The organism is Marinilactibacillus sp. 15R (assembly GCF_001895285.1).
Taxonomy (GTDB): Bacteria; Bacillota; Bacilli; order Lactobacillales; family Carnobacteriaceae_A; genus Marinilactibacillus; species Marinilactibacillus piezotolerans.
Map to the genome: position 1 here is coordinate 2,487,534 of NZ_CP017761.1, position 22,913 is coordinate 2,510,446.

24 protein-coding genes are annotated in these 22,913 nt (G+C 34.8%); 2 read left to right on the plus strand and 22 right to left on the minus strand.

Features of this window, described 5'->3' with window-relative positions:
- Positions 1 to 17 precede the first annotated feature (17 nt).
- The 22 genes from BKP56_RS12205 to BKP56_RS12310 all read right to left on the minus strand — a co-directional run bounded on the left by BKP56_RS12205 (position 18) and on the right by BKP56_RS12310 (position 19,089).
- The gene (locus BKP56_RS12205; protein WP_072695404.1) at positions 18 to 1,568 is read right to left on the minus strand and encodes a HAMP domain-containing sensor histidine kinase; all 1,551 of its coding nucleotides are present in this window, start codon (positions 1,566 to 1,568) and stop codon (positions 18 to 20) included.
- The gene (locus BKP56_RS12210; protein ID WP_072695406.1) at positions 1,565 to 2,257 is read right to left on the minus strand and encodes a response regulator transcription factor; all 693 of its coding nucleotides are present in this window, start codon (positions 2,255 to 2,257) and stop codon (positions 1,565 to 1,567) included. The genes BKP56_RS12205 and BKP56_RS12210 overlap by 4 nt, the downstream gene beginning before the upstream one ends.
- Positions 2,258 to 2,559: 302 nt before the next feature.
- On the minus strand, positions 2,560 to 3,999 hold the full coding sequence (gene gndA, locus BKP56_RS12215) for an NADP-dependent phosphogluconate dehydrogenase (protein WP_072695408.1): 1,440 nt from the start codon (positions 3,997 to 3,999) through the stop codon (positions 2,560 to 2,562).
- Positions 4,000 to 4,461: 462 nt separating this feature from the next.
- Entirely contained in the window at positions 4,462 to 6,171 is a 1,710-nt protein-coding gene (recN, locus tag BKP56_RS12220; RefSeq protein ID WP_072695410.1) for a DNA repair protein RecN, read from the minus strand.
- Positions 6,172 to 6,215: 44 nt separating this feature from the next.
- Positions 6,216 to 6,665 carry an arginine repressor gene (argR, locus tag BKP56_RS12225; protein ID WP_072695412.1) on the minus strand — a complete coding sequence of 150 codons (450 nt, stop codon included), beginning with the start codon at positions 6,663 to 6,665 and terminating at the stop codon, positions 6,216 to 6,218.
- A gap of 222 nt (positions 6,666 to 6,887) precedes the next feature.
- Complete coding sequence (locus tag BKP56_RS12230; RefSeq protein ID WP_083540572.1) at positions 6,888 to 7,703, minus strand: TlyA family RNA methyltransferase; 816 nt, start codon at positions 7,701 to 7,703, stop codon at positions 6,888 to 6,890.
- Positions 7,704 to 7,747: 44 nt separating this feature from the next.
- Positions 7,748 to 8,638, minus strand: a complete 891-nt coding sequence (locus BKP56_RS12235) for a polyprenyl synthetase family protein (RefSeq protein WP_072695417.1) — start codon at positions 8,636 to 8,638, stop codon at positions 7,748 to 7,750.
- A 10-nt stretch (positions 8,639 to 8,648) separates the two neighbouring features.
- A complete protein-coding gene (locus tag BKP56_RS12240; protein ID WP_072695419.1) occupies positions 8,649 to 8,885 on the minus strand; it encodes an exodeoxyribonuclease VII small subunit in 237 nt (78 codons plus the stop codon).
- A gap of 28 nt (positions 8,886 to 8,913) precedes the next feature.
- Entirely contained in the window at positions 8,914 to 10,251 is a 1,338-nt protein-coding gene (gene xseA / locus BKP56_RS12245) for an exodeoxyribonuclease VII large subunit (protein ID WP_072695421.1), read from the minus strand.
- A gap of 207 nt (positions 10,252 to 10,458) precedes the next feature.
- Entirely contained in the window at positions 10,459 to 10,941 is a 483-nt protein-coding gene (gene nusB / locus BKP56_RS12250) for a transcription antitermination factor NusB (protein ID WP_072695423.1), read from the minus strand.
- Positions 10,938 to 11,360 (minus strand): Asp23/Gls24 family envelope stress response protein, encoded by a 423-nt coding sequence (locus BKP56_RS12255; RefSeq protein WP_072695425.1) that lies wholly within the window; start codon positions 11,358 to 11,360, stop codon positions 10,938 to 10,940. The genes nusB and BKP56_RS12255 overlap by 4 nt, the downstream gene beginning before the upstream one ends.
- Positions 11,361 to 11,402: 42 nt before the next feature.
- Complete coding sequence (gene efp / locus BKP56_RS12260; RefSeq protein ID WP_072695427.1) at positions 11,403 to 11,960, minus strand: elongation factor P; 558 nt, start codon at positions 11,958 to 11,960, stop codon at positions 11,403 to 11,405.
- A 183-nt stretch (positions 11,961 to 12,143) separates the two neighbouring features.
- The gene (locus BKP56_RS12265; RefSeq protein ID WP_072695429.1) at positions 12,144 to 13,205 is read right to left on the minus strand and encodes a M24 family metallopeptidase; all 1,062 of its coding nucleotides are present in this window, start codon (positions 13,203 to 13,205) and stop codon (positions 12,144 to 12,146) included.
- Between the two features lie 351 nt (positions 13,206 to 13,556).
- The gene (locus BKP56_RS12270) at positions 13,557 to 13,889 is read right to left on the minus strand and encodes a hypothetical protein (RefSeq protein ID WP_072695431.1); all 333 of its coding nucleotides are present in this window, start codon (positions 13,887 to 13,889) and stop codon (positions 13,557 to 13,559) included.
- Entirely contained in the window at positions 13,879 to 14,376 is a 498-nt protein-coding gene (gene comGF, locus BKP56_RS12275; RefSeq protein ID WP_072695433.1) for a competence type IV pilus minor pilin ComGF, read from the minus strand. Before comGF ends, BKP56_RS12270 begins: the two co-directional genes overlap by 11 nt.
- Positions 14,330 to 14,671, minus strand: coding sequence for a hypothetical protein (locus tag BKP56_RS12280; protein WP_072695435.1), 342 nt, complete (start codon positions 14,669 to 14,671; stop codon positions 14,330 to 14,332). The genes comGF and BKP56_RS12280 overlap by 47 nt, the downstream gene beginning before the upstream one ends.
- Complete coding sequence (comGD, locus tag BKP56_RS12285) at positions 14,649 to 15,104, minus strand: competence type IV pilus minor pilin ComGD (protein ID WP_177206295.1); 456 nt, start codon at positions 15,102 to 15,104, stop codon at positions 14,649 to 14,651. Before comGD ends, BKP56_RS12280 begins: the two co-directional genes overlap by 23 nt.
- A 4-nt stretch (positions 15,105 to 15,108) precedes the next feature.
- A complete protein-coding gene (gene comGC, locus BKP56_RS12290; RefSeq protein ID WP_083540575.1) occupies positions 15,109 to 15,453 on the minus strand; it encodes a competence type IV pilus major pilin ComGC in 345 nt (114 codons plus the stop codon).
- A gap of 3 nt (positions 15,454 to 15,456) precedes the next feature.
- The gene (gene comGB, locus BKP56_RS12295) at positions 15,457 to 16,524 is read right to left on the minus strand and encodes a competence type IV pilus assembly protein ComGB (protein WP_072695439.1); all 1,068 of its coding nucleotides are present in this window, start codon (positions 16,522 to 16,524) and stop codon (positions 15,457 to 15,459) included.
- The gene (gene comGA / locus BKP56_RS12300) at positions 16,478 to 17,548 is read right to left on the minus strand and encodes a competence type IV pilus ATPase ComGA (RefSeq protein ID WP_072695441.1); all 1,071 of its coding nucleotides are present in this window, start codon (positions 17,546 to 17,548) and stop codon (positions 16,478 to 16,480) included. Before comGA ends, comGB begins: the two co-directional genes overlap by 47 nt.
- Before the next feature lie 167 nt (positions 17,549 to 17,715).
- The gene (locus BKP56_RS12305) at positions 17,716 to 18,441 is read right to left on the minus strand and encodes a YebC/PmpR family DNA-binding transcriptional regulator (RefSeq protein ID WP_072695443.1); all 726 of its coding nucleotides are present in this window, start codon (positions 18,439 to 18,441) and stop codon (positions 17,716 to 17,718) included.
- A 117-nt stretch (positions 18,442 to 18,558) separates the two neighbouring features.
- Positions 18,559 to 19,089, minus strand: coding sequence for a VanZ family protein (locus BKP56_RS12310; protein WP_072695445.1), 531 nt, complete (start codon positions 19,087 to 19,089; stop codon positions 18,559 to 18,561).
- 115 nt (positions 19,090 to 19,204) lie between these two features.
- Here BKP56_RS12310 and BKP56_RS12315 point away from each other — a divergent pair, with 115 nt between their 5' ends.
- Complete coding sequence (locus BKP56_RS12315; RefSeq protein ID WP_072695447.1) at positions 19,205 to 21,013, plus strand: M3 family oligoendopeptidase; 1,809 nt, start codon at positions 19,205 to 19,207, stop codon at positions 21,011 to 21,013.
- A gap of 28 nt (positions 21,014 to 21,041) precedes the next feature.
- Positions 21,042 to 22,853, plus strand: a complete 1,812-nt coding sequence (locus tag BKP56_RS12320; RefSeq protein ID WP_072695449.1) for a M3 family oligoendopeptidase — start codon at positions 21,042 to 21,044, stop codon at positions 22,851 to 22,853.
- Positions 22,854 to 22,913 lie beyond the last annotated feature (60 nt).

Here is a 22,913-nt window from a genome sequence, read left to right on the forward strand (position 1 = left end):
AAGAGTCACAAGTGAGGTTATTCCTCAGCTTGTGACTCTTTTTCTAATGTACTTTTTTCATTAGTGGTTTTCAAAATCGGTAAAATGATTCTAAAAATAGAACCATGATTTAATACACTTTCAGCCCAGATCTTTCCCTTATATCCTTCAAGTAATTGTTTTGCAATGGAAAGTCCCAATCCATTTCCACCTTTATATCGACTTCTAGCTTTATCAATGCGATAGAAACGATTAAAAATTTTCTCAGTGTCTTCTTCCGACATGCCCTCACCATAATCTTGAATGGCAATCTGAACATTTCTATCATCCAGCGATACTGATATGTGTACCTCTTTTCTATCTGTGGAGTATTTTACTGCATTATCTAGTAAAATAATAAGGATCTGTTCTAAATGATTTCGATAAATATTAACGTATACTTCTTTTCTCAAGTCATCATCTAAAATAAAAGTGAAATCCGGATGAACTAACTTGATATTATTATATGTTGCATTGATAATCTGACGTACTGGTGTCTGTTCATTTTTATAATGGATCTCAACTTGTTCTGCTCTGGAAAGGTCAAGCATTTCTTGAACTAAACTTTTCATTCTTCCAATTTCTTGCAGCGAAGCATCTAGAGATTCTTCCAGCACTGTTGGATCATCTTTTCCCCAACGATTCAGCAATTTCAAGTGCCCTTCTACTACAGCAACAGGGGTTCTCAATTCATGTGAAACGTCTTCTACAAACTGCTTCTGGTGTTCAATATTTCTCTGCATTCGATTCAACATGCTGTTATAGGCGTTTGCAAGATCTGTTAATTCATCTTGTCCATCCCCAACATCAATCCTATCAAGAGACTCAGGTTCTCTTTCGATTGTTTTCATAGCATCAGTAATTTTTCTAATGGGTTGTAAAAATCTACGAGCAATAATATACCCAATAATGGCACTAAACATTAATGCGATTAAACCTGTAACTAGAATAGCCATTAAAATACTGTTGGATAATCTGTGATACGATTCAAGTGTATTGACTACTTGCAAATATCCTATATGTTCATTATTCAGATAAGAAAAAATAGGCGTACGAGCTGAGAACGCTTCTCCGTTAGGTCCATCGATTGTATCTATTCTCATTTTATCTGTTCGTTCAAACGATGCTTCAACTGTTGATGATTCATATAATAATTCACCATCAGGATCATATACTCGTATAAACATACCCCCATGACTAGTACTCAAAGGGGTAGTTGATAATATACTTTCTTCAGTTGTTTCAGGATCAGTTTGTTCAGAATACGACGGTAGAAGCCGCAACTGACGAAGCTCAAGAGTTTCGGCCACTGATTCTTCTGTCAAAGCATAATATTGTTGTCCAAAGCGATCCGATAAGCTTTGAACCGTTTCTCTCAGTGAGTCTTCTTCATTTTCCAGCATAATCTGTTGAAAAGTAACATACAAGACTGTAGAAAAAATCGTATATGTTAAAAATATTGCGATAGCTGCACCAGTTGTCCATTTCCATCTTAGTGAAATTCTTTTTTTCTGGTTAATTGTATTTTCTACAGCTGATGACCGATTCACGTGCGCATCACATACCCTGTGCCACGTACAGTCTGAATGTAACTTTCTCGATTTGGAACATCAATTTTATTTCTTAAATAACGAATATAAACATCAACTACGTTAGTTTCCACTTCTGTTTCATATCCCCATACTTTGTTGAGGAGTACTTCTCTGGATAATACAACATTGACATTTTCCATTAACTCAACTAATAATTCATATTCACGTTTAGTCAATTCAATTACATCTTCTCCGCGACGTACAACTCTATTTTCTTTTTCAACAGTTAAATCTTTATACGTTACAGTTGTTTGTCTATTAGCATTTTCTTCTGTTTCGATTTCAATACGTCTAAGTAATGCGCGCATTCTTGCTAATAACTCTTCAATTGCGAAAGGTTTGACAACATAGTCATCTGCACCATGGTCAAATCCTGAAACACGATCAATTACAGAATCTCTTGCTGTCATCATGATAATGGGTACATTACTTACTTGACGAATACGACGAGCAACATCAATCCCATTCAATTCCGGCAACATTAAATCGAGTAACACAATATCCCACTCTTCATTCTCATCAATCGCTGCTTCAAGACCCGCACGTCCATTAAAACGAACTTCAGTCTCAAATCCTTCATGATTCAACTCTAATTCAACAAAACGAGCAAGGTTTTTTTCATCTTCAATTATTAAAATTTTACCCATTTCTTCAGCTCCTAGCTATCTTTTAATTTTTAGTAATGACTTTGTTTATTTGTTTTTTTTTAGATATATTAAAAAAAGATAAGAATATGTCTATGGACTTATCTGCCCATCTATACATAACTAGTTTAACATAGTTTACAGATAGAAAAAATGCAAGCTTGCAATTTTTTCTAATTTTATTCTCATATCTGACTTTATTAAATATTTTTATCTTTGCGCACAAAAAATGCGAGATCCAAAAAAGTGGATCCCACATTTTTTCATTTTCGTTTAGCCTTACAGCCTAATTTAAATAAAAAGAATTAATCCCATTGCTCTTGTCCATTATCTCCATACCAGTCAAAGTGGAACGTTCCTTCTTTATCAGTGCGTTCATAAGTGTGCGCTCCGAAGTAGTCACGCTGAGCTTGAATGATATTAGCAGGTAAGTTTTCTGTACGATAAGAGTCGTAGTATGCAATAGCAGAAGAAAATGCTGGTACAGGTACTCCAGATTGAACAGCTACTCCAACAAGATCACGAACGGCTTGTTGATAATTCTTAGTAATATCCATGAAGTATTCATCTAGTACTAAGTTTTTCAATTCTGGTGTTCTGTCATAAGCTTCTGTAATTTTTTGCAGGAATCCTGCGCGGATAATACATCCTGCGCGGAAAATCTTAGCGATTTCTCCATATTTCAGATCCCATCCATATTCTCTTGAAGCTGTACCCATTTGTGCAAATCCTTGAGCATAACTCATGATTTTACTAAAGTACAGTGCTTGACGGATTTTTTCTACTAACTCTTTTTTGTCTCCATCGTATGCTTTCTTTTCTGGATGAGGCAAGATTTTACTTGCAGCCACACGTTCCTCTTTTAATGCTGAAATATAACGAGCAAATACCGATTCTGTAATCAATGGTAATGGCACCCCTAAATCTAAGGCACTTTGAGAAGTCCATTTACCTGTACCTTTATTACCTGCACGATCCAGAATAACATCGACCATTGGCTGACCAGTTTCTGGGTCTTTTTTAGTTAACGCATCTGCAGTGATTTCAATTAAGAAACTATCTAGTTCAGTCGTATTCCATTCACGGAAGACTTCAGCTGTTTCTTCATTGGTTAATTCTGCAACATCACGAAGCAAATGATAGGCTTCAGCAATCAACTGCATGTCTCCATACTCGATACCGTTATGAACCATTTTTACATAATGTCCAGCACCATTAGGGCCGATGTATGTTACACATGGTTCACCGTCTGCAGGTGCTTTAGCAGCGATTTTCTCTAAAATAGGAGCGATTAAGTCATACGCTTCTTTTTGTCCACCCGGCATGATTGCAGGACCTTTTAGTGCGCCTTCTTCTCCGCCAGATACACCAGTTCCAATAAAGTTAATTCCTGATTCTGCTAATTCTTCACTACGACGAATTGTATCTTTGTAGAACGTATTTCCTCCATCTACAAGGATATCTCCTTTGTCTAAGAAAGGAAGAAGTTGTTGGATAACGGCATCTGTTCCTTTACCTGCTTGAACCATTAACAAGATTCTACGAGGTTTCTCTAATGAATCAACGAATTCTTTTAACTCATGTGTTGCGACTAAATTCTTACCTGGATTTTCAGCGATTACTGCATCTGTTTTTGATCCAGTACGATTATAGATGGATACACTGTATCCGCGACTTTCAATATTTAAAGCAAGGTTTTTCCCCATTACTGCCATACCGACTACGCCGACTTGTTGTTTACTCAAATTATTTAACTCTCCTCTCAGGATGATCTTGAAGACTAAGTACAGTCAGAACACAGAACAAAAGTTATGCCTTTATTCGAATCTACTCAATCTATCTGATCAAATTCCCAACGTTATGATTAAAGTATACACCCTCATCAATATTAAAACGACTGATCGCGCATAATACTTTTATTGCTTAGCTTTATAGTATCAAACTTTGAACATTTTTAAAACAATCTTCTACACTCTTGAAAAAAAAGCTCATTTTGCTTACACTAATAACGAATAATAACCATCAATAAGAAAGCTGGTGTAGACTCGTGGCAAAAAACGATAAAAATAAAAAATCAAACGTCATTACTAAAATCATTATCTGGGCAATGGTCATCACTATGGCTGTTCCAGCCATAGCATCCCTATTAGGCGCTATAATGTAAAGTTAAGTCATGGATATTTTTCCATGACTTTTTCTATTTTTTATTAGTATTTATCTGCTTTTTTCTTAGAAGCTAATATTAAAAGCTCCTTAGCAGTGTCAATCGTTAACTTTGTAATCTCGCTTCCCGCAAGCATACGAGCCACTTCTTCAACTTTACTGCCCTCACTTAGTTTTTCAACGTGTGTACTAGTTCTTTCGTCCACTATTACTTTACTGATGTAAAGATGCTGATCTGCCATCGCAGCTACTTGGGGCAAATGAGTAATACATAATACTTGAGAATATTGTGCTACAGAATATATTTTATCTGCTATTGCCTGAGCAACTCTACCACTTACACCCGTATCCACTTCGTCAAAAATAATACTTGTCATTCCCTGCTCTTTAGAGAAAATTGTTTTCATTGCTAGCATCATTCTCGATAATTCTCCACCAGAGGCAACTTTTACCAAAGGTTTTAAAGGTTCTCCCGGGTTAGTCACTACATAGAATTCTACTTTATCCATACCATTTTCATGAGCATCTCTGATTATAAATTCTTTCATTTCTTTACTGAAATTTACTGAAAAAACAACTTTATCCATAAATAATTCTTTTAATTGCTCATGTATAGCTTTTTCTAATCTTTTTGCTGCTTGTCTTCTGTATTTAGATAACTCGTAAGCCTCTTTCAACAATTTAGCTTCTAAATCTTTTATCTTCTTATTTAAATGATCCATCTGGCCTTCGCGGTTTTCTATTTTTTCTAGTTCGGCTACCGCTTTGTCATAGAAGGCTTTGATTTCTTCAATCGACTGTCCGTATTTCCGTTTGAGTTGCTGAATAAGATTCAACCTTGTCTCAATATCATTTAAGCGTTCTTCGTCGTATTCCAAATTATCCATTTCATTATAAATATCACTTGAAGCTTCTTGAATCTGAAAAAAGGCAGCCGAAACTGTATCAGAGATTTGTTTAAATTTATCATCCATTCCTTCTATCGAAGACAAACTATCCATTGCCTGTCCAACGAGATCCAACCCACTAATTTCTTCTCCTTGGAGTGCATTGTAACTAGATGAAAGAGCTTCAACTATTGATTGATGATTTGAAAGCTTTTGCTCTTCTTCTTTTAAGGTTTCTTCCTCATGATCCTCAAGCTGTGCTTCCCCTATTTCATCTACTTGAAACTTTAATATATCAAGTCTCTGAGCCAATTCTTGTTCATTATACTGCCATTCATTTTGTTCTTTTTTTACAGCTTTATATTCTTTGTAAAGTTCTTTATAACGTTTCTTTGCATTTGCCAATTTTTTATCGCCGTATTGATCAAGCAATTCAATATGGCTTTCCGGTACCATCAGTTCCTGATGCTCATTCTGACCATGTATATCAATCAATGCGGTTCCAATTTCTTTCAGAACAGCGATGGTTACAATGGTTCCATTAATTCGGCACACATTTCTACCTGTAGCAAAAATTTCCCTCTGGATCATGATGACTTCATCATCTGAATCGATCGCATGTTCATCCAGCAACTTCATAACTTCCTGATTTTCATTTAAAGAGAAGTGACCTTCTAATAAACATTTTTTTGTACCATATCTTACAAATTCTGTAGAACCTCTTCCGCCGGCAAGCAATCCGACTGCATCAATTATAATTGATTTACCTGCACCGGTTTCGCCAGTCAATACGGTCATTCCCTGGCTGAAGTCTAATGATAATTCTTGAATAATAGCAAAATTCTGAATATGCAATGCTTGCAGCAAAGCAAACCCTCCCACTCTAAAATTGAATAGACATTTTGGTTGATTTATACAAATGAAATCATTCTTCTTTGGAATGTATCTGCCTGGTCTTCTGACCGACAAATAATGAGTACTGAATTATCTCCAGATATACAGCCAAATATTTCTTCATAATTCGCCGTTTCAATTAAGGTTCCTAATGCAAAAGCATTTCCAGGTAATGTTTTTATAATAACAAATTCTTTTTGTGTATCAATTGATACGAAAGCATCTTTCATTAATCTAGATAATTTTTTTGATATATTAAAATTCATTTCTGGAGGTAAGCTGTATTGATATCCTCCCGATTGAGAAGGAACTTTAATCAACTGCATCTCTTTAATATCGCGAGAGATCGTTGCTTGAGTTACTTCAATTCCCCGTTCAAGTAAAATATCAACAAAATCTTCTTGCTTTTGAATTGTCTCTTGTTGAACTAATTGTTTTAGTAAATGATGTCGTTCCTTTTTTTTCACTATTATCACTCCTACTCTAAGTACTAGTACACTAAATCAATAATTGTTAGAAAGTATGGGCTATATTTTTTTAATAAGATTTTTCAGTTTATGCATACATATAGAGTATATTTATACATACACTTATTTTATAGTATACTCTAGAACTCTCACAGATAAAAGTGATAAGTTGATCAATCAATATTATTTTCTGAACTGATTAAAAAAATTACGATTACCCATCTAATTTTTTTTCAAACTATATTCTTCGCTATTTAAAACCTTTTCAATTACATCTGTATTTAAATCAGTTTTGGATTTGATATTTTTTAAATATGCTAAAAATTCAATATTTCCTTTACCTCCTGTAATAGGGGAAATTGTCAATCCAGATAATGTATATTCATGCTGATATACGAATGAAAGTATATCTCCCAACACCCGCTTATGGACCGCACTATCTGTTATAATTCCATTTTTTCCAACCTCTTCTTTAAACGCTTCAAACTGAGGTTTGATTAACGCTATAACTTCACCTTCAGCTTCTATGATTGGTCTCAAGACTGGTAATATGAGTTTCAGGGAAATGAAAGAGACATCTATTGTTGCAAACTGCGGCCGTCCTTCAATAAAATCTTCTAGTTTGCTATGTCTGAAATTAGTCTGTTCCATTACGATAACACGCTCATCATTTCTCAATTTCCATGCTAACTGATTGGTTCCCACATCTACCGCATAGATCTGTTTAGCTCCATTCTGCAATGCGGCATCTGTAAATCCACCGGTTGAAGAACCAATATCTAACCCTATTTTACCTGATAAGTCTAATTCATAAAGATCAATTGCTTTTTCTAACTTCAACCCACCACGACTAACATATTTTAACTGTTTTCCTTTAATATAAAGTTCAGTAAAAAGAGGCAATTTTTCTCCTGCAGTGAGCACTTGTACTTCCTCACGAGTATAGACCTTTCCAGACATAATTACTCTTTTAGCTTTTTCGCTATCTTCTACCCATCCTTGCTGGATTAATAATTTGTCAGCTCGTTGCTTTTTCAAAGATACTTCTCCTTTCAATCAGAAACACTCACTTTTAATTTATTTCATCTATCATTAGTAATTGACAAAGAATCAATAAATGTCAAGAGTATTTCTTCATCGAAAGAAGGAACTTTTTCACTGATTTTACTGACATTTTCTTTGGCTCTCTCTAATTCTGAGTTTAATTTTTCAAAGGCTGGTTCCAGTCCCAGTAAAGCAGGATAAGTACTCTTTCCTAATTTATTATCAGCTCCGGTTGCTTTCCCCAGTTCTTCAGCGTCACCTACAACATCTAATAAATCGTCTCTAATCTGATAAGCAACTCCAATCTTTCTCGCTACGTCTTCTAATAAAGTTAATGATTCCTGATCCGCATCTGCAATTACACCACCGGCAAACATAGAAAAGCGTAATAATTCCCCTGTTTTTCGTGCATGAATCGCTTCTAATACATCAATAGTCAAGCTATTATTTTCTCCATCTATATCTGCTTGCTGACCACCAATCATTCCTTCATAACCAGAACAGATTGCTAGCTCTCTGATTAACGTTACTTTTTTTTCAGCAGAAAGATTTCCAATAGTGATCAGTTCAAAAGCTTTCGTCAACAATGCATCACCAGCTAGAATCGCCGTTGAATCTGAATATTTAATATGACTAGTCGGTTTACCTCTGCGTAAATCATCATTATCCATTGCTGGAAGATCATCATGTATCAATGAATAAGTATGGATATATTCTAATGCTGCTGCTGCAGGATAACCTTGAACCAGATCTTTTCCATAGGCTTTAATAACTGCAAGAAGCAGCATGGGACGAAGTCTCTTTCCTCCTGCTGTAAGTGAATAAGACATAGCTTCTTCAATGACCGTTCCGCTTTTAGGTGCTATTAGATTAAGACCGTATTCTTCAAAACCATCAAATTCATTTTGATAAAATTCTTGAAACTTCATTTATTCACTCCTATTTTTCTTGATTATTTAGATCTTCTTCAAATGGTTCTTCTTCACCATTTTCATTGATAATCTTTGTCATCGTTTCTTCAGCGGCTAGCAAGGTTTTTTTACATTGTCTGCTTAACTTGATCCCTTCTTGAAATTGATCTAACGCTTCTTCCAAAGGAACATCTCCTTGTTCTAATTTAGAAACAATTTCTTCTAATTGCTTTAAAGCTGTATCAAAGTTCACTTCTTTTTCCATACTGATCCTCACTTTCAAAAAATTAATTTTATTCTTCTATATCGGTAATTTCTGCTGTAAATGATCCTTCTGACATCTGTACTGAAATTTTATCAGAAACTGATAAAGACTTTGTAGTTTTAATTACTTGATTATCTTTTCTTACATATGAATAACCTCGCCCTAAAATTTTCAATGGAGATAGATGCTCTAAAGATTGAATGTAATAGGTCAACTGTTTATCAGATTGCTGAACAATTTGCTTTTGTGCTCTAAGGAGTTGTTTTTCCAACTGCTCCACATTTCGTTTATATAGTTCAATTGATTGAGTTGGATCAAGAGCCTTTAATCTTTGAGTTAATAAATTACTATCTTGATTTAATAGTAGAATTTTTTCTTTCATAACTTGGATCAATTGTTGTTGTAGTTGGTCTACATTCTGGCTGTACCCTTCATAAAGCCGTTGCGGCTGTCTAAAAATATAAGACCGTTCTATTCTTTCTAATCTTTCTTTTAGTGCTGAAATCTGATTTTTATAAGATCTAAACAAACGATGTTCTTGCTGTTCTATCTTTATTAGCTCGTCTGATAAGACAGGAACTGCTAGTTCGGCAGCTGCAGTCGGCGTAGCAGCTCTAACATCAGCTGCTAAATCAGATAAAGTCGTATCCGTTTCATGTCCTACTGATGAAATAACTGGTGTATTCGCAGCTTCTATGGCTCTAACTACAACTTCTTCGTTAAATGGCCATAAGTCTTCAAAAGAGCCACCGCCTCTAGCTACTATCAGAATATCTAAATTGTTTTTTGCATCTGCGGCTTGAATATTCTCAGCGATAGATCCAGCGGCTTTTTCTCCTTGTACTAACGTAGGAAATAAAACAAGTTGAACAGAGGGAAATCTTCTATTAACTGTAGTAATAATATCTCTAATTACCGCACCGCTTCGACTTGTGATCACACCTATTCGTTTTGGAAACCTTGGAAGACTTTGTTTACGTGATTGATCAAAAACACCTTCTGCTGAAAGTCTCTTTTTAGATTCTTCATAAGCCTGATATAAAGCACCTATTCCGTCAGGTTCCATATGTTCAATATAAATTTGGTATGATCCTGTTCTTTCGTAAACCGAAACCCTGCCAATTACCAATACACTCATACCTTCTTCAGGCTGGAATTTCAGCTTTTTAAAATCTCCATAAAACATCACCGCTGATATTTTTGCCTGTTCATCTTTCAAACTAAAATATTGATGACTATTTTTACGATTACGATTAAAATTAGAAATTTCACCAGTTAAAAAAACTCTTTCCATATAGGGATCGTTATCAAATTTCCTTTTTACATATTTGGTTAATTGCGAAATCGTCAGGTACTGTTCGTTCAATCTATTATCCTCCTCTCTATACGTTTCTATTTTTCAAAAAAGAAATAGAGCAAAGAAAAAGGAATGCTTATAGCTCACTGCACTCCTTTTTCTTCCCTCTTAATTTTGACTGTCTTTATATCTTCCACTAAGACATAGCCGTAAACTTTAGAAGTTAAGTTGATGTGTACATTTTGGAGTCACTACTTTTTTAATTAGAAAATAGTATTAAGATTGCGTATCAACAATGCTTTGAAGTACTCCATTAACAAATTTGCTGGCTTTCTGATCGTTAAAATCTTTCGTTAACTCAATTGCTTCATTCATTACAACACGTTTATCTATCTCTTTTTGGTACAACAATTCATAAGCAGCTAATCTTAAAATCAGTAAATTAGTTCTTTCTAGTCTAGACAGTGTCCAGCTTTTCAAATGCTTAGTGATTGTTTCATCTATTACACTTTCATTTTCTTTAACACCAGAGACGAGTATAGATAGATAATCCAATGCATCCTTAACGATCTGATTTCCGTTTTTATCTTGTGGTAATACCTGCTTCATTGCTTCTTCTAAACTGAATTCTTTTTTCATATCCAGTTCACTTTCTAAAGAGTACTGAATTACTTCCTCAAATGTACAATCAATATCTGTGGACAACTGGAAAAGAGACTGAAAGGCTTTTTCCCGAATCACACGCCTAACCGTTCTCACTTTTCCTCATCTTCTTCCGATTCCAATTCAAATAGTTCTTGGAGATTTGATTTTTCAGGGACAATTCCTACAATATGAATATTGATTTCTGACAGCTCAATTTCTGTCATATGATATACTTGTTCTCTAATGCGTTGTTGAATATCAAGCGCCACTTTGGGTACGTTAACGCCGTACTTAAAGTAACAATAAACTTCTACTTTTAATCCTTCTTCGTTAGAAACAAGATGAACACCTTTATTATGACTTGTTTTTCCAAATATTGATTTAAATTCTGTTGTGAACCTACCTTGCATAGCGTATACGCCGTCAACTTCATTAGCTGCTATACCAGAAATAACTTCCAGCACTTCGGGAGCAACTTCAATTTCGCCATAAGGGTTGATATTATGTTTAGTAATATGCGTTTGTTCTACCACTTTTATTCCTCCTTCTTTATTTATCATTTAATATCAATTCAACTAAGCACGTGAGACATATGTTCCTTCTGACGTATTAATGATTAATACATCATCTTTATTTACAAACAAAGGCACAGTTACAACTGCTCCAGTTTCAAGAGTCGCCGGTTTAGATCCACCTGAAGTAGTATCTCCGCGAATGCCCGGTTCAGTTTCTACTACTTTAAGTTCTACTTTAGTAGGTAATTCCACTCCTAATACTTCATTTCCAAACATCATGATATCCACAAGCATATTTTCTTTCATATATTTTAAAGCATCCGTAATCTGTTCTTGAGGAATTTCAAGTTGTTCATATGTTTCGGAATCCATAAACACATGACTTCCGGCATTATCATACAAATATTGCATTGTTTTATTTTCTATATGTGCTGCTTCCATTTTTTCACCAGCGCGAAAAGTCTTATCTTGTACAGCACCAGTACGTAAGTTTTTTAGTTTAGAGCGAACGAAAGCTGCTCCTTTACCTGGCTTTACGTGTTGAAATTCAATTACTCTCCAGATATTATCATCATATTGGATGGTTAGTCCTGTTTTAAATTCATTTGTTGAAATCATTATTTATGTTTCCTCCTAGGGGGTTCTTATCATTACTTGCATTTTAAATTGGTTTTAATACCACTTTTTATATGAATTTCTTTAATATATATATGATTATTGTACCATGATTCTGGCAATAATGCTTTAATACACCGATAAAGTATATTACTTTATTTTAAGATTTATTGAAAGAATAGTCGTTTATAAAATAATCAATTCCTTAGATGACTTCATTAAATTAAGGTTACCTTCTTCAGTAATCAAAAGATCATCTTCTATCCTGACTCCACCTAATCCCGGGATATAAATACCAGGTTCGTTAGTAATTACATTCCCAACTACTAAAGGTTGGTCATTCTTAAAATTAATACCAGGTCCTTCGTGTACTTCAAGTCCAATACCATGACCAGTTGAATGTCCAAATGCATCTCCATAGCCTTGTTCAGTAATGTAACTTCTTGCAATATTATCTAGATAAGCTCCAGTTACTCCAGCTTTAGCAGCCTCTGTAACTTTTTGGTTTGCTTCTAAAACGATTTGATGGATTTTTTTTAATTCCTCACCAGGATCTCCTAGTGCGAATGTACGAGTCATATCAGATACATAGCCTTTATAATAGCAGCCGAAATCGATTGTGATCATATCTCCTGCTTCAATCACTTTATCACTTGCAACACCATGAGGCATAGCAGAACGAACACCACTGGCTACGATTGTATCAAAAGATACACCAGTAGCGCCTTTTTCGCGCATGAAAAAATCAAGTTCATTTGCAACTTTAATCTCAGTCATTCCAGGTTTGATATAAGATAATATATGCTCAAAAGCCGCTTCGGTAATATTAATGGCTTTTTGAATCAAATCTATTTCATCTCTATCTTTAATTTCTCTTAATTCCTCAATGAGCGTGCTCACTGGGACAAGCGTACAGTCAAACAATTCTTTCACTGACTGATAAGTAGCATATGTTACATGATTTTCTTCAAAACCTAATTTAGTAATATTTTCATCCTTAATGATTTGAGCAACTTCATCATATATCGAACCTGTATTTTGTATGATTTCAAATCCTACCGCCTGTTTAGCAGCTTGTTCAGTATAACGAAAATCAGTCACAAATAGTGCTTTATCCGCCGTAATCACACTCAATCCTGTTGTCCCGGTGAAGCCTGAAGCATATTCCAGATTATAACTACTGGTAACAAGCAGAGCATCAATCTGTTTTTCATTCAGTTTTCTTTGTATATTTTTTACTCGTGACATCTAAACACCCTATCTAATTAATTATCTCTTTTCCATATCAGCATGGACTATCCGTTTCTATTCATCCATTATCTTCACTATAAAAATGGATAAATATAGTGGATAGTAAGAGTTGTCTTTACATTCTTCATTATAACAAACCATTGAAAAAAAAGAAACGTAACTATGCATTCCCTATACGGTTATCATATTTTCAGTATAAATTTCAAATTAAAGATTTGAATATTTTACAGATTTGAATAAGTTTTATTGCTATGAATAAACGTCACCTATGTATTGAAGAGATCAACCAGATCAATGATCAAGTAAATCTCTTCAAAATATTGTTGTATTTTGTCATTATGCATTTTTCTATTCTGTATTTATACTACACTCTTTACTTACAGCATACCCATCGTCTAATGATGCTTTTAGCAAAAAAATCTTGTCTGATTGTTTCGTAATTTTTACTTCTCCATTATTAAACATTACCTTTCCATTTTTTAATTCCAGATTCTGTTTGAGCTCTTCAAATAAAATTGTCTCTGTCATAGAAATCATACTTCTAGCTTCATAACTATATTGTATTTGTTTTAATTGAGTTGTTTGCGTACTTACAACCTTAGCAATACCTACTATAAGAACAGCGGATACCGAGACAAATAATAAAGTCGATATCAGAATACTTCCTTTTTCATTTTCCATCACTAAACTGCTCCTCTTCTTTTAGCGGCAACAACAGACTAGCAGTATATGATTCTCCATCTTGAAAAGTAGCAGCTATCCATAGCTGATCTTCTTTACTTTTCATGTGGATTTCTCTCAACCTGGTCAAAACAGGTTGATGTCCTTCATTTCCAACTTTTCTTCTAAGCAGTTTATAGTATCTTTCATAGGAAATTTTTTCGATTTCATCTTCTTTATTTGGTCGTTCAACTACAAATCTCTCTGAACTAATAGAAATCAGTTTGCTATCTCTTAAATCATATTCAAGTTGATTCAGGAAAAGATGCCACTCAATCTGCCTGTCTGACTTAATATCCTTTTGTATTCTGGATGACTGTTCAGTAAAAGTGGATAGCAGTAATATTGCAAGGCTCATTAGACTTATAGCAACCATTGTCTCCAGTAACGTGAATCCACTATCATTCATTCCAACTGACAGATATGACTTCCAGTCTTTTTTCTGCACCTTGGTTCCCCTCCACTGTAATTGCATTTTCAGTTTCTATAATGTCTAAACTTTGGTTATAAGATTCATGAGATTCTGAAAAGGAGTTTCTTCGCTGCCAAACTCTTGATGAATCGTATAAAGCCCGATCAATCTCAACTTCAATTCTCTGCATTTCTAAATAAGAAATCAGATTTACTGTCAGTGGAATAGAAAACATCAAAATAAAAGTCAGTAAACTCAAACTCACCAGACTTTCTAACAATATAAAACCGTCTTGAATAGTTAAAAAATCATTTTTCTTCCGATAGTTCAAATCGTCCACTTCCTAATTTAAAACTGAGTGTGTAAAATTTATCTCCTACTTGAAACCTTGTCTTATTTAAATTCCCTTGATTTCCTGACTCTGATAAAAATCTATACACTTTAGAACCTCCTAAAATTTCTATTGTATCAGGTAACGCTATAGACCGATTAAGTATATGGTTTCGCTTTCCAATTACTCTAAAAACTATTTCACGAGCATTCGGGCGCATTTCGATTTCTGTCCATTCGTCATTCAATACTGACTCATTCTGCAGAAGTGTTATACTCGACTGTAGTTCTTCAAAAAACAAAGAATTTTCTATATCCGCTTCCATTTTATTAAATGGGATAACGGGTATGAGCAAGAATATACCAACTAGGCTTAAAACAATTAATGATTCTATCAAAGTAAATCCATTCTGTTCTTGCAATTTCTTTATCAATCCATTATTCTCCATTCAATTTGACTAGATTCCCATTAGAATCGATAGTAAACAATTTTTTCACTTCGCTATATTGAGATTCGCTTAAAAATCCATCCCCATGAAGATCTTCTAAAGTATCCGGAGCAGCGTGTTTTTCCATTTCGTAAAGATCCATTTGTGTCTGAACAACAGTTTCTAATGCACTGTTTCCTGTATCTTGAGCTGTCCCTTGATATGATCCGATATTTGGAATAATCAGCAGCAGCAATACTGAAATAATGAAAAGGACCAAAGTCATTTCTATCAAGGTGAAAGCACTTTCTTCTTTTAGTGTGTTTTGTACTTTATTTTTCAATTGTTTTATCATTTTCTACAGTCCTTCCATTATTGAAAACGTAGGCAGTAACAGTGCTGCATAAATTGCAATGATCATAAGCGCAACAAATATAAAAACGATCGGCTGAATACGTTCCATCATACTTTCAATTTTTTGATTTAATTCTGCTTCACAATCTGAAGAATAAAGCATTAGCTCAATTCCCATCCTTCCAGTTAATTCTCCATGCATTATAATCTCCTCGACTTCCGGCTTCAAAAAATCGAGGGAAGAAATCGCTTCTTTAAACGAGTATCCTTTTCTCATTTTATGTTCAATTAACCTACCAACTTCACGAAATAGGACTGAAGATTTATCTTCCTGCATCAAGTGAACAATTTGAATCAATGTACAGTTAGTTTTAAGTAGCTGACTCCACTCAAGAGTGAAAAACCTTGTCCAATATAGTTGCAGGTATGAACGTATCAGCCTATTTTTACTATAGAATTTCAGTTTTTCAATAGCTGATTTTTTCTTTGTAATTATAGAGAGTACAAAAAATGTTACTGTCATTAATAAGACAGTTCCAAGCATCCAATAAGGAGCAGTCTCGACGATACCTACAATCAATCTTGTTCCTGCTCCTAGGGATGCTTCTTCTGGAGAAGCTATTCTTTTAATATGAGGAAGCAAAATATAACGCATAGAAAAGAGCATAATCACAATAAATATAAGGAGCATTATTGGATATTGGATAATCGATTGTATTTTTTTCTTTCTTTTTGCTGATTCAATCATTTGCTCACCAGCCTTAAAAATTGTTTCAGAAAATTTCCCATGTATCGTAGACAGATAGATTTGCGTGCATATCAAGTCACTGAATCCAACGTCCCTCAACCCCTGGAACAATGAATTGCCTGTATTTACGTTCTGTTCAATTACTTTTACCCATTTCACCTGCTTACTGTCTGTGATCGTTAACAAGAAACGGAGTGCTTCTTTAAGCGAAAATCCTTCCAAGAGTAATGTTCCCATTCGCTTCAAAAACAATCCTTGTTCTCTGGTTTCCTTTTGGCTACGGTATATAGTATTGCTGGTAAGTTTTTTCTGAAATATACCCATACATTTGCACCTTTCTTAATAAATGATTAAACTCTCTGTTTGCTGATAATTTTTCACTCAGATTTAATTTAAAAGAAGGATCAAACAGAATTTTCAAATTTTCTCCAGACCTTACTTCATATAATGCTGCTCTTTTTTGTTTCTGAAAAAGATGTGTACAATAGGGACTACAATTTTTAACACAAAGCGGGCAATAAATCGGAAGCAATTTCTGGAAAGTAATTCCAATGATTGTTTGTTGTAATAATTCAATTGAGATTCCCAATTCCATCAACCTTGAAACCACTCCTTGAACATTTTTGGCATGCACTGATGCAATAATCAAATGTCCTGTTAAAGCGCCTCTAATGACCATTTTCGCTGTTTCTTCATCTCTGATTTCGCCGACGATCAAGACGTCAGGATGATGTCTAAGACTTGATTTAAGTAAATGCTCGTAAGTGATTCCTGCTTTTTCATTAACTTCCGTCTGCAGAAACTGCTCTTCATGAATTTCTACGGGATCTTCAACTGTGACTACCTGCTGTTTGTCATCTGAAATTCTGTTTTTGACTAATTGATAAATTGTAGTCGTCTTACCCGAATCAACTGGTCCTGAAAAAACGATCAAGCCACTTTTGAAAGTCATCAGCGTCTGCAGTTGCTCAAGTTCATATTTAAAGAAGGAACTTTTATACAGATCTGTTCGCTTTTTTTCCTGCAGCAAACGAATGACTAATGATTCTTTCGCATGATAGTTAGTGATTGTTGAAAATCTTAAATCAATAAATTTATTATTCAATTCATACGATAAAGATCCGCTTTGCGGTTTTCTTCGTTCTCCTACATCCATATTCGATATAAATTTAAAATAAGATATGAGCCTCTTTCCTTCTTCCATATCCAAGAAGAATTGTTTCTCCATTCTTCCATATAGTCTAAAGTAAGCAGAATAGTGCTTTTCTTCCGGTAAGATATGAATATCACTGGTATCATATGAATCTGCTAGTGTAATTAAATGTTTCGCAAATAATTCAATTTCCATTTTTCTTTTATCCTCCTTTTTACTTATAAGGTATTTAATTCTGATATTGCTGTTTGAGAATTATCTTCTCATCTATATATACTGTTCAAATTTCGAGAAGTTCATTTCATAAAAAAAAGGATGACAAAATGTCATCCTTCAGTAGTTCGTATAATTTGGATTTTATCTTAAATCTCTGCGTTATGGTAAACTTCACTAACATCATCATCGTCTTCCAATGCATCAATCATGTTTTCAAATGTTTGGATTTTATCTTCTGGAACTGCTACAGTCGTTTGTGGAACCATAGTTAACTCTGCCTGATCTAATGTGTAGCCAGCTGCTGTCAATGCATCTCGTACATCTGTAAAATCTTGAGGCTCGGTATAAATCTCAAATACTTCATCTGAAGTCTCTAATTCTTCTCCACCAGCTTCTAGTACACTCATCAACATTGTATCTTCGTCTACGTCCAGACCTTCTCTGTCAATCGCAATATAACCTCTACGATCAAACATATAGTTCACTGAGCCTTTTTCCCCTAATGATCCACCATTTTTATTGAAGGCAACTTTGACATTTGTACTGGTTCGATTCAAATTATCCGTCAGACCTTCTACTAAAACAGCAATCCCATTAGGTCCATACCCTTCATACATGACTTCAACAAAGTTATCTCCTTGACCAGCATCTGTGGCGCGTTTAATTGCACGATCTACATTATCATTAGGCATGTTGTTTGCTTTTGCTTTATCTACTGCTAAACGAAGCGCTGCGTTGGTTTCGGGATCTCCACCTCCGTCTTTAGCTGCTTTATAAATTTCTTTTGATAGTTTCTGGAAAATCTTTCCACGTTTGGCATCTTGTGCACCTTTACGGTGTTGGATGTTTTTCCACTTCGAATGTCCTGCCATCTTTATTCCTACTTTCCTATTTACATTTTCAAACAGACTTGGAACCTATCTTATTATAGCAAAATTTTTATTTTGTTCAAACACCTGTTGAACGCTTCCATTTTCTATATCTGTTATTTATCTAAACTTCAGTTTTCTGCGGTTACTTTTCTTATTCGACCCTCTTGTGCTCATTAACCAAGAGATGGCAATTCCCGTCATCGCTCCTAATGAATCCAGGTATACGTCTTCCATTAAAGCTGTACGATTTGGATTAAACGATTGTCTGAGTTCATCAAACCCGGCATATCCAGCAGCTAGTAACAAAGCTAATAAAGCAGCTAATATATAACTGCTGCTTTTATTTTTCAGCCCTAAAAACCAGAATACACCCAGCAAAAAGAAAGATCCAAAATGGGCTGCTTTACGGATAAAGAATTCTACAAAGCCTGCATAACCAGATGCTTGTATACTGACTTCATTACCGGCGTATGAAAATCTGACCACTTCCAGTAGACCTTTAAGCGGTTCTCCTGATAAGATTCTCTCTAAAAAGGGCTGAACATTCTGATCCTGATAAGACATGCTAGAACTAAAATATAATAAGATCATTATACAAAATGCTAATAAAATAAATATTGTATCTTTCCATTCATGAGTTTTCCGCATTTTTGATACCCTACTTTCTATCGAATATACATATTCTAGCTTATGTATATGGATATGAAAAGGAAAAACTTGTAGAATAAAGAAGTATACAATTTATATGAGAGGGAGTTATATTATGAGTTATCAACTTAATTGGGATATGGATTCAGTTTTTACAGGGGGAAGTCAATCATCCGAATTACGTACAAAGATCGAAACTCTAAAAGAACAGATCGAGCAATTTCATCAAACTGTTGAGCTTTGGGATCCTGAGGTAGATCGTTTAAATTATAACCATTTAAAAGAAGTTCTAAATTTAAGCGAAAAAATCGGAAATAGTCTTTCAGAAGCTATGACCTTTTCTCGAGGACTTTTATCTGCCAATGTTAGAGACAAAAATGCTGCTAAACTAACTAATGAATTAAGTACTTTATACAGTAGTTTAAGTAATAGCACCACAGTACTTACAAAAAAATACGTAGGAATTGATGACGCTGACTGGGCAGATTTATTAGAAATCGAACCTTTTAATGCTAGTGCCTTTCCTTTAAATGAACAAAGAGAACAAGGGAAAAAGCTGCTGTCACAAAATGAAGAAGCTGTCATAAATGCTTTAACTAACGATGGATTCAAAGGTTGGGGTGATTTATATAATTCATTAGTTGCAACTGTCCAAGTTGATTTTGAGAATAAAGATGGAAAAGTTAATTCTTATTCTGCAGGACAAGCTGCCAATCTTATGGGATCAGCTAAAGATCCTGAAACTCGTCAGAAAATGCTTGAAAAGTGGGAACTTGCATGGGCAAGTAAATCTTCTTTATTTGCAGATACGCTCAATCATCTTGCAGGTTTTCGCTTAGAAAATTATAAATTGCATGGTACAGAAGATTTCATGGCTCGTCCTTTAGAATATAATCGTCTAAAAAAAGAGACACTGGATATAATGTGGGATACCATTACCAAAAATAAACCTAAAGTGGTAGAATATTTGAACCGTAAAGCCCAATTGATGGGTATAGAAAAGTTATCATGGGTAGATGTTACAGCGCCTGTTTCTGTAGGAGATTTCGAGCCTCGTCACTATTCATATGACGAAGCAGCTGAATTTATAATGGAAAACTTCTCTTCTTTTAGTAATCAGATGCAAAAGCTGGCTAAAACTGCTTTTGAAGATAGCTGGATCGAAGCAGAATATCGTGATGGAAAACGTCCTGGAGGATATTGTGCCAATCTTCCCGAATCAGAACAATCGCGAATTTTCATGACATTTTCTGGTTCAGCAGGTAATGTTTCCACTTTAGCACATGAATTGGGGCATGCTTTCCATAGCTATGTCATGAGAGACTTACCTGTTATGAATCGCCGCTATGCAATGAATGTGGCTGAAACGGCATCAACCTTTGCAGAATTAGTCATCTCAGATGCAACTGTTCGCGAAGCTTCATCTGAAGCGGAAAAAATCAATCTATTAGACAGCAAAAATGCTCGTGCAGCAACAATGTTTATGAATATTCATTCTCGATATCTATTCGAAACAGCTTTTTATGAGGAACGCAAGAACGGAATCGTGACAGATGATCGCTTATCAGAGCTAATGGTCGATGCTCAAAAAGAAGCTTATCAGGATTCATTATCTACTTATCACCCGACATTCTGGGCAAGCAAACTGCATTTTTATAACACGGGTGTACCCTTTTACAATTTTCCTTATACTTTTGGGTTCTTGTTCAGTTTAGGGATTTATGCTCGTTCGCTTGAAGAAGGATCAGGTTTCGAAGAAAAATATATTGCTTTGCTTCGTGACACAGCTAGTATGACTACGGAAGCATTAGCACAAAAGCACTTGAATGTCGACTTAACGCAACCTGATTTCTGGCAATCTGCAATCGATATGGTCCACGCTGATATTGATGAGTATTTAGAGCTGACTGCAAAATATATTTAAAAAAATAAATAAAAAAGGAATTGATAAAATGAGTTATAGCATGAAATGGAACTTAGAGTCAATTTATCCGAGTGTAAACTCTACTGAACTTGAAGAAGCATTATCAAAATGGGAAAAACAAATTCCAGAACTTGGACAAACAATTGCTGCTTGGGATCCAGAGCAAGATAAACCTGATTATAACAAAATGAAACTCATAATAGATTCGTTAAACAAACTCCAGCCTGAGATTTCCGAAGCGGGTATGTTCATTAATGGTACATTATCAGCCGATGTTAATAATGGGAAAGCCAAAACACTTTTGGGAAGAATTTCTGTCTTATATAGTGAGTTATCTACTGTTACAGTTCCGTTTTATAAGAAGTTTGCTTTGGTGTCAGATGAAGACTGGCAGTCTTTATTATCTTTACCTGAATTTAAAGAGTTCGCTTTTAATTTAAATGAAGACCGTGAAGACGCTAAAAAATTATTGAGTGAAAAAGAAGAAGCTCTACTGTCTAAATTAGCAGTCGATGGATTTCAAGGTTGGGAACAACACTATGATACCCTGGTATCTAAAATCGAAATCTCAGTAACTGATAAAGAAGGGCAGGAACAGTTGCTATCTGCTGGACAAGCAGAAAATCGTATGTATAATGATCCAAACCCGGACGTAAGAGCTTCCTTATTTTCAAAATGGGAAGCAGTTTGGGAAAATCAGGCAGATTTATTTGCCGATACATTAAATCATCTTGCAGGATTCAGATTGACTGATTATAAAGCCCACGGTATCTATGATTTTTTGGAAAAACCATTAAAAGCAAGTAGGATGAGAAAAGAGACACTGGATGCAATGTGGCAAGCTATTTCTGATAACAAAGCCCCTTTCACTTCATACCTCTCTAGGAAAGCAGCTTTACTAGGAAAAGATAAATTAGGTTGGCAAGATGTCGAAGCCCCTGTAACGGTTGGAAATAGTGAACCAAAATCTTATACTTTCGACGAAGGCGCAGCGTTTATTATTGAAAATTTTAGAAATTTCAGTGAGAAGATGGCTGATTTTGCAAAAATGGCTTTCGAAAATCGCTGGATTGAAGCAGAAGATCGTCCTGGAAAAGCTCCAGGCGGATACTGCGCAGAGTTGCCGGTTTCAAAAGAATCTCGTATTTTTATGACCTATTCAAATTCACCAGGTGAAGTCGCAACCCTAGCTCATGAATTGGGACACGCCTTCCATAATCATGTTATTTTTGATTTGCCTTATCTTAAACAGCACTTTGCGATGAATGTAGCTGAGACTGCTTCTACTTTTGCCGAATTAGTCGTATCAGATGCAACAGTTAAATCCGCAATTTCAAATGAAGATAAAATAGCTTTACTGGATACAAAGATACAGAATTCTTTGGCAATGTTTTTAAATATTCATGCACGCTTTATTTTTGAATCTAATTTCTACCGAGAACGTGAAAAAGGACTAGTTTCAGCTGAACGATTAAATGAATTAATGGAAGAAGCTCAAAAAGAAGCATATCAAGATAGTCTTGCTTCCTATCATCCAAGCTTCTGGGCAAGTAAATTACACTTTTATATTAGTGGTATATCTTTCTATAACTTCCCTTATACGTTTGGATACTTATTCAGTTTAGGGATTTATGCTCAAGCTTTAGAATCAGGATCGAATTTTGAAGATCAATATATTGCATTACTCCAGGATACTGGATCAATGAATACAGAAGATCTTGCAAAAAAACATTTGAATGTCGATCTGACTTCTACTGATTTCTGGGTAAAAGGAATCAATATCATCAAAGAAGATATTCAAACCTTTATAGAACTGACAGAGTCCTATATTCCAGAATAATTTAATTTAGATTTTAAAAAAGTAAAAAAGCAGTGATTGAGAAAATCTCAATCACTGCTT